Origin of the sequence: Spirulina sp. CCY15215, from assembly GCF_016888125.1 — a bacterium.
Lineage (GTDB): Bacteria > Cyanobacteriota > Cyanobacteriia > Cyanobacteriales > Spirulinaceae > CCY15215.
Genome location: NZ_JACSWA010000587.1, coordinates 1 through 7,332, shown reverse-complemented (window position 1 = coordinate 7,332; position 7,332 = coordinate 1). Strand labels below are relative to the sequence as shown.

General features: G+C 46.0%; 8 protein-coding genes. 4 read left to right on the top strand and 4 right to left on the bottom strand.

What is annotated here, in order from left to right; translation table 11 throughout:
* Together JUI58_RS21910 and JUI58_RS21905 are read right to left on the bottom strand one after the other, a co-directional pair.
* Window positions 1-1,303, bottom strand: a 1,303-nt coding sequence (locus JUI58_RS21910; protein ID WP_348539952.1) for a tetratricopeptide repeat protein, incomplete at its 3' end; no start/stop codon positions are given.
* Between the two features lie 214 nt (window positions 1,304-1,517).
* On the bottom strand, window positions 1,518-1,781 hold the full coding sequence (locus tag JUI58_RS21905) for a hypothetical protein (RefSeq protein ID WP_204105969.1): 264 nt from the start codon (window positions 1,779-1,781) through the stop codon (window positions 1,518-1,520).
* A gap of 9 nt (window positions 1,782-1,790) precedes the next feature.
* On the opposite strand from JUI58_RS21905, the gene JUI58_RS21900 reads away from it, so the two are divergent.
* On the top strand, window positions 1,791-2,174 hold the full coding sequence (locus JUI58_RS21900) for a hypothetical protein (protein ID WP_204105968.1): 384 nt from the start codon (window positions 1,791-1,793) through the stop codon (window positions 2,172-2,174).
* A 28-nt stretch (window positions 2,175-2,202) separates the two neighbouring features.
* Here the strand turns inward: JUI58_RS21900 and JUI58_RS21895 are convergent, their stop codons facing one another.
* A complete protein-coding gene (locus JUI58_RS21895; protein WP_204105967.1) occupies window positions 2,203-4,260 on the bottom strand; it encodes an S-layer homology domain-containing protein in 2,058 nt (685 codons plus the stop codon).
* Between the two features lie 141 nt (window positions 4,261-4,401).
* On the opposite strand from JUI58_RS21895, the gene JUI58_RS21890 reads away from it, so the two are divergent.
* Window positions 4,402-4,554, top strand: a complete 153-nt coding sequence (locus JUI58_RS21890) for a hypothetical protein (RefSeq protein WP_204105966.1) — start codon at window positions 4,402-4,404, stop codon at window positions 4,552-4,554.
* Here the strand turns inward: JUI58_RS21890 and JUI58_RS21885 are convergent.
* Window positions 4,551-5,081: a phosphoribosyltransferase family protein gene (locus JUI58_RS21885; RefSeq protein WP_204105965.1), complete on the bottom strand. Its 531-nt coding sequence runs from the start codon at window positions 5,079-5,081 to the stop codon at window positions 4,551-4,553. The genes JUI58_RS21890 and JUI58_RS21885 overlap by 4 nt on opposite strands.
* Window positions 5,082-5,209: 128 nt before the next feature.
* Here JUI58_RS21885 and JUI58_RS21880 point away from each other — a divergent pair, with 128 nt between their 5' ends.
* Together JUI58_RS21880 and JUI58_RS21875 are read left to right on the top strand one after the other, a co-directional pair.
* Window positions 5,210-6,880, top strand: a complete 1,671-nt coding sequence (locus tag JUI58_RS21880; RefSeq protein ID WP_204105964.1) for an MFS transporter — start codon at window positions 5,210-5,212, stop codon at window positions 6,878-6,880.
* Window positions 6,881-6,941: 61 nt separating this feature from the next.
* The coding region (locus JUI58_RS21875) for a Uma2 family endonuclease (RefSeq protein WP_204105963.1) at window positions 6,942-7,332 on the top strand (391 nt) is incomplete at its 3' end.

The following is a 7,332-nucleotide window of genomic DNA, read 5'->3' as shown; positions in this document are numbered from 1 at the left end:
GGACGGAGGCGAAGTAGGTTTGGCGGAGTTCGGTGGTGGGGGCTTTGGTGCGGAGGTCTTCGAGGATGGCGATGGATTTTTCCATCTGGGTGAGGGCGTTTTCAAGGTTGCCTTGGGAACGTTGGAGAGAGGCAATATTCAATAATGTATTGGCTTCTCCAGAGCGATCGCCCACCGCTTGGCTGAGGGGCAAAGCGCGAGCGTAGTATTCAAGGGCTTTCTGCTTTTCTCCTAGGGAGTTGTAGACTAAGCCAATATTGTTGAGAGTCGTGCCTTCTCCCCCGCGATCGCCCACTGTTTGGATGAGGGGCAAGGCGCGAGCGTAGTATTCCAACGCTTTCCGCTTTTCTCCTAGGTCGGAGTAGACCCCGCCAATATTGTTGAGGGTGGCGGCTTCTACCCGGCGATCGCCCACGGCTTGGAATAGGGGCAAGGCGCGATCGTAGTATTCCAACGCTTTCCGCTTTTCTCCTAGGTCGGAGTAGACAGCGCCAATATTGTGGAGGGTGGTGGCTTCTCCCCCGCGATCGCCCACGGCTTGGCGGAGGGGCAAAGCGCGAGCGTAGTATTCCAAAGCCTTCTGCTTTTCTCCTAGGTCAGAGTAGACTAAGCCAATGTTATTAAGAGTTCTGGCTTCCCCAGAGCGATCGCCCACGGCTTGGAAGAGGGGTAAGGCGCGAGCGTAGTATTCCAAAGCCTTCTGCTTTTCTCCTAGGGAGGAGTAGACAGCGCCAATATTGTTGAGGGTTTGGGCTTCCCCCCCGCGATCGCCCACGGCTTGGCGGAGAGGCAAAGCGCGTTCGTAGTATTCAAGGGCTTTCTGCTTTTCTCCTAGGGAGGAGTAGACAGCGCCAATATTGTTGAGGGTGGTGCCTTCTCCCCCGCGATCGCCCACGGCTTGGAGAAGGGGCAAGGCGCGTTCGTAGTATTCCAACGCTTTCTGCTTTTCTCCTAGGGAGTCGTAGACAGCGCCAATATTGTTGAGGGTTCCAGCTTCTCCCCTGCGATCGCCCACCGCTTGACGGAGGGGCAAGGCGCGTTCGTAGTATTCAAGGGCTTTCTGCTTTTCTCCTAGGGAGTCATAGATGAAGCCAATGTTGTTGAGAGTGACGGCTTCTAGACGTTGTTCTCCTGCTTGGCGAAAGAGAGTTGCAGCGCGTTCAAAGAGAGGAATGGCTTGTTGGAAGGTTTCTAAGGTTCCTTGCTGACGCAATTGAACCGCCTCTTGCAAAATTCGGTTTGCCTCATCTAAGTCCGGCGACTGTTGGGCGATGTGGGTTTCAACGGGTTTTCCCTGTGCCATCCCAGAGACGGGTAGTATTGCCGCACTTGCTACCCCTGCCAGGATGCAGCCCCAGATTTTTGTTCTCTTTTTCATCGCGCCTTCCCTCAACTTAATCTCTCAGATATTCCCAGATATTATCAATGTATACAGAGTTTCGCTTTTTGACAAGAGTTTAGAGTATTAACAATAGAGAGATAGGACTAAGCCGCTAGGGAAAGAAGAGATGCTTCCACTATAATAACCGATCATTTTTCTCGCTATTTCTACAAAACTGAGATGCACCTGTTTTCCCAGAAACAAAAAGCAAGAGGCTAAAGGTTACAGGAGCGATCGATAAAATTTTTGGGTGCATTTTTAACATGAATAATTTCCTCACATTTAGATAGCAATATAAGGGGATGCGATCGCGCTCATTTTCCCTTGATGTACCAAAAAACATCGCATTTCCTCCCAAAGAAGAGCGATCGCAACGGTATAATGAGAGGCGCGATCGCAATACAAAATTATGTTTGATGAGGAGATTCCCAGCCGCAAAATACAGTCGAATATTGCTGCATCTACATCGATTCTGGCTGGGTTAGTATTAGAGAAGGATACGATCAAGCGAATTTTGAGGAAGGATATTATGCAAGAGTCAGTTATTTATCAAGAACTCGTTCAAGAGGCTGAAGAGAAAGGAATGCAGCGAGGTATTCAGCAAGGTATTCAGCAAGGTATTCAGCAAGGCATTCAGCAGATTGCGCGCAATCTGCTGGTGCTGGGGATGAGTTGGGAACAAGTAGCTACAGCTACAGGGTTATCGATCGCACAACTGCAAGCATTACAAGAAAATTCAGAAGAGAGCGATTCTCGTAAACTAGCGCTCCGCGATCGCCCCGATCCGGAATAATCTTAAGTTAACCCGAACTCAAATCAGTTTAGGTCGCAATATAAGGAGATGCGATCGCGCTCATTTTCCCTTGATGTACTAATACCTGATAAATTGCCGCCGCCGCTTCCGCCCGAGTTGCATTTTGTTTGGGGAGTAGGCGATCGCGGGTCGGATAATTGACAACCAGGCGCGATCGCGTGGCTGCGGCGATCGCACTGGTGGCATAAGCGGGGATATCTGCGCGATCGCGATACTGATTTAAAACACTTTCATCTCCTCCCGATAAACCCAAACCGCTAGATAAAGAGACCCATAGATGCAAACGTTGTAACTGTTGGTCGGGGTGAAAGGTGCGATCGGGAAAGCCAGAAATAAACCCCGCTTGATAGGCGCGGTTAATGGCATCTAACCCCCAAAAATTCGCCCCTACGTCGAGGAATTGCCCCGCAGGACGAATCCCAGGGGGATTGAGGGCTTTAACCAATAGTGCAGCATATTGAGCGCGGTTAATGGGATCGTCTGGCTTAAAACTACCATCTCCAAACCCGCTCACTAATTCCGCACTGGCCAAGCGACGAATAAAATCTTGCGCCCAATGCTCGCTAGTATCAACAAAGGAGGGTAAATAAGGGTCTGGGTTAACCAGATAAGCAGAAGAAATGGGGGCTGCTTGTCCCGTTGCGACTAGGGCTTGATAGAGAAACGCCGCCAACTCCGATCGCGAAATTTCTTGTAAGGGATTTAAGCGACCCAAATCGGGATAATTGGCAACTAAGCGCTTCTCAGTAGCGATCGCCACCGCCATCAAAGCATAACTGGGAATTTGAGCGCGATCGCGATACATTCCCAAAATATCTAAGATCCCTCCAGTTAGCCCCAGCCCACTCACTAAAGATACCAATGCTTGCGCCCGCGTTAAGTTTGCATTCGGGCGAAAAGTACCATCTCCAAACCCAGCAATAAAACCCATTTCCGTTGCCTTGAGAATGGCCGCCGCCCCCCAATAATTACCAGGGACATCGCGAAAACTGCGCGGGGTTCCCAACTGTCGGGGTAAATTAAAAGCCTTGGCGATCGCCGCAGCATAGGCGACGCGAGATAGTTTCCCTTCCGGCTGAAAACTCCCGTCAGGAAACCCGCGCAAAATATCTCGCTGTACTAACCCATCGATAAAATCCGTCGCCCAATGTCCCTCGACATCCCGAAACTGGGTTGGTCCCGAACTTCCCGTATCGACCTCCAGATCGGCAAAAACAACTTTACCCAAAACTCGTTGGGGGTTGAGTTCATTTCCCGCCGAAATTAACTCGAACTTGGTTTCATTTTGCAGATCGACCTTGGCGTTATTGCCAATGCGGTTTAAAGCAGGGTCTTGAGAACTACCCAGATCCGGTTGCGCTTCATCTTTGACAACAATTCCGGCGATCGTATTCTTTTCAATAGCATTACGTCGCAGCACGGGTTTGGCGCGGTGGGATAAGTATGCTCCGGCTCGATTGTTACTCAAACGATTATCTGCCACCAAGGGGGCGCTATCATCACTAATGGTAATACCATAACCCGTTTGTTCGCATTCATTGCGGCGTACTTCCCCTTTCGCATTGCGTCGCAGAAAAATCCCCGTGGAGGTGTTGCGAATCACCCGATTATCTCGCAGGATGGGTTTGCCGTTTCCCGTGACTACAACCCCCGCTAAAGCGCAATTGGTGAGGGTACTGCTGGCGAGTAGGGGAGAGGTAGATTCGATCCATACGCCGATCCCCTTTGTTCCTGGATTACTCACCGTGACACCCCGTAACTGCGATCGCTCTTCTAACAAAACAGCTATATTTTGCCGTTGAAAGGTGGGACTATTATATTCTCCCCCTCCCAATAAAATAATATTTTCTCCTTTATCCGCTTCCTGCCCGATGACTGTAACGCCTGTAGAGACGACGAGGGGGAATTTTTCTTGGGTAGTAGTGCTGTAAGTTCCAGGTGCGAGGTAAATAGTCGTTTTCGGGAGGGCGCGATCGAGGGCGCGAGTGAAGGTTTTAAACGGCGCACTACTACTGCCATTGCCCCTATCATTTCCCGTTACTGGATTAACATAAAACGTCGTCATAATTTAGTTCTTCGAGATGATTCCCGCTTCATTTTAAGGGACGAAGGAACAGCCTGAAAAGGAAAAGAATGTTTAAGGTTGCCGGAAAATGTATTGATGTTCACCCTAAATATTTACAAACCATTCACCATGCAGACGGCTATGAATACGCATTCAGGTAATGATTCGCCTTGCTCAGTTTCTCTTCTTGGTGGCAGTTCCTCTCCTGCTAACCCTATCGGGTCTAACGGGAGTCCCCCTGCCACATTTGTGATAGTTTTTGCTTTTGGTATCGGCGCGATCGCCTCAGATTAAAACATTACGCATTCTTCAACACTCTCGTATTTGTTCGCGATTTCCTCAATAGTTGCTTTTTCGTAGTATTCAAAAGGTTGGCGAATCCAAGGATTATCAGCAAGATAACTCACATAATAATCTGGCGCGATCGCAGAACATTCCTTATACCATAGAACACCTGTGCGAATTTCCTCTATTTCTGCACAATTGTCCTGCAACCATTTCACCGACTCAATTAAACTCACCCCAGAATCTACCAGATCGTCCACTAATAGCACACGACTCCCTAATGAAGAGGCTGTCATCGAGAGATGCTGGGAAAAAGAAATATCTCCACGCAGGCGATTTTCCTCGCCATGATAGGAAGTAGCGGAAAGAATGGCAAGGGGGCGATCGTATAAGCGGCACAGTAAATCTCCTACTCGTAGCCCTCCTTTAGCGATGCACACAATACTATCAAACTGCCAACCAGAGCGGTGAATTTTAGCGGCTAAACGTTCAATGGTTTCGCGGTATTCCGACCAAGACAAATACATTTCCGGCATAGGTAGATGGGGATTGAGGGGTAAATAATGTTACGACTTATGAAATTATTGCTAATTTTAAGGCATAAATCTGTTTTTCTGGAACTTTTCCTGTTAAAAAAGAGCGTTACAACATTGGAGCAACGATCGTGAACGATATTCCGAGTCCTGATGATAAAGAAGGAAACGATCGCCCTTCTGAGGTCGAACAGCTAACATTTTCGACTAAATTGGCCTATGGTGCGGGCGATTTAGGTTCGGCTGTGACTGCAAATATACTGGTTTTTTTCCTGTTATATTTCTTTACTAATGTGGCCGGATTGTCGGCGGGTTTGGCAAGTCTTATTTTGGCGATCGGCAAGATTTCTGATGCTATTAACGATCCTTTAACGGGGATTTTAAGCGATCGCACTCGTACTGTTTGGGGAAGGCGCATTCCCTGGATGTTAGGAGGTGCAATTCCTTTTGGCCTGTTATTTCTTTTACAGTGGCTAGTTCCTCATTTTAGCGATAATACTAATCTCAATACATGGTTTTTATTCACCTATTATGTTATCATCGCTATTCTGTTTAATTTAGCATTTACTGCTGTTAATTTGCCCTATACCGCACTCACGCCAGAATTAACCCAAAATTACAACGAACGCACGGGTTTAAATAGTTTTCGCATGGCGTTTTCGATTGGGGGAAGTATTTTTTCTTTGATTTTAGCACAAATTGTTTTTGGGTCTTATCCTGACGATCCTCTGACTCAGTATTTTTTGTTAGGTTTAGTTGCTTCTCTTGTCTCAACTATTGCTATTTTTTGGTGTACATTTCGCATTCAAGAACGCGGTGCAAAACCTTTACTTTCTCTTTCTAGGCGTAAAACTGTCGGCAAAATTCTCATTTTTGGCGGTTTGGGTTTCATTGCCTTTCTTTCTGTTGCTTTCTTTACCAAAAATATTAATTTATTCATCAATGTTTCTGGCTTATCTCTAGGAGTTTTAATCGTTGCTTTTGGCTGGACATTAATTGTTTCTAAACCCGAACAACATTTAGTAGATGAAAATGCTGTTAAAGCGCGATCGCTTGCTCAAGATATTCCCTCAATTCCTTTTGGAGAACAGTTAAAGATTGTTTTAAGTACCAAGCCTTTTCTTTATCTCATTGGTATTTATTTATTTTCGTGGTTAGCTGTACAACTGGTGGCCTCAATTATGATTTACTTTGTTGTCAGTTGGATGGGGATGAAAGAAGGCGATTTTCCTCTGGTTGCGATCGCCATTCAAGGAACTGCTTTAGGGATGTTATTTGTTTGGAAAAAAGTAAGCGATCGCTTCGGCAAAAAAACAGTTTATTTTTTGGGGGCTTCAATTTGGCTTGTCGAACAAGCACTCCTTTTCATGGTTAAACCCGGTCAAGTTGGCTTATTATATTTCTGTGCAGTTTTGGCAGGAATTGGAGTTTCTGTGGCTTATTTAATTCCTTGGTCGATGATGCCTGATATTATCGAATGGGATGAGTTAAAAACAGGCCAGAGACGAGAGGGAATCTTTTATGGTTTTATGGTTTTACTGCAAAAACTCGGTCTAGCATTGGCGTTATTAATTGTAGGTCAATCCTTAGATTTTGCCGGTTTTATCGAACGTTTACCGGGAGAACCGATTCCCATCCAACCTGAAAGCGCACTTCTTGCTATTCGTCTGGCGATCGCCCCTTTACCAGCCTTATTTTTGATTCTGGGAATGATTTTAACTTATTTCTATCCTATCACTAGCGAAGTCCACGATCGCATTTGCTTACAATTAGCAGAACGAAAAAAAGCGCAAGAAAACTAAATTTGGTTTATAATGTCATTAGATAATTTCAAGGCGATCGTATTAGCTAGGAAGGTAACTCATGGTTGCTACAATTAAAACTCGCTACTACACTCCAGAGGAATATTTAGCACTGGAGGAACAAGCGGAATTTAAAAGCGAATATCGAGATGGAGAAATTGTCCCCATGACAGGTGGAACAACCAATCATAATGAACTTGCTGGGAATTTTTATGCTTATCTCAAGTTTTTCCTCAAGAAGAAACCTTATCGCGTCTATATGGGAGATGTTAAACTTTGGATTCCTTCCTATCGTCAATATACTTATCCCGATATAATGGTCATTCAAGGGAAACCAATTTATACAGGTAAAAGCAAAACAACGGTTATGAATCCGATGTTAATGGTCGAAGTTTTATCCAAATCAACTCAGAATTACGATCGCGGAGATAAGTTTGAATATTATCGATCGA

What these genes read in the sequence shown, in the direction of transcription:
- JUI58_RS21900 (WP_204105968.1), top strand. Translation starts at nt 1,791, where the DNA reads ATGTTTGATGAGGAGATTCCCAGCCGCAAAATACAGTCGAATATTGCT.
- JUI58_RS21895 (WP_204105967.1), bottom strand. Translation starts at nt 4,260, where the DNA reads ATGACGACGTTTTATGTTAATCCAGTAACGGGAAATGATAGGGGCAAT.
- JUI58_RS21890 (WP_204105966.1), top strand. Translation starts at nt 4,402, where the DNA reads ATGAATACGCATTCAGGTAATGATTCGCCTTGCTCAGTTTCTCTTCTT.
- JUI58_RS21885 (WP_204105965.1), bottom strand. Translation starts at nt 5,081, where the DNA reads ATGCCGGAAATGTATTTGTCTTGGTCGGAATACCGCGAAACCATTGAA.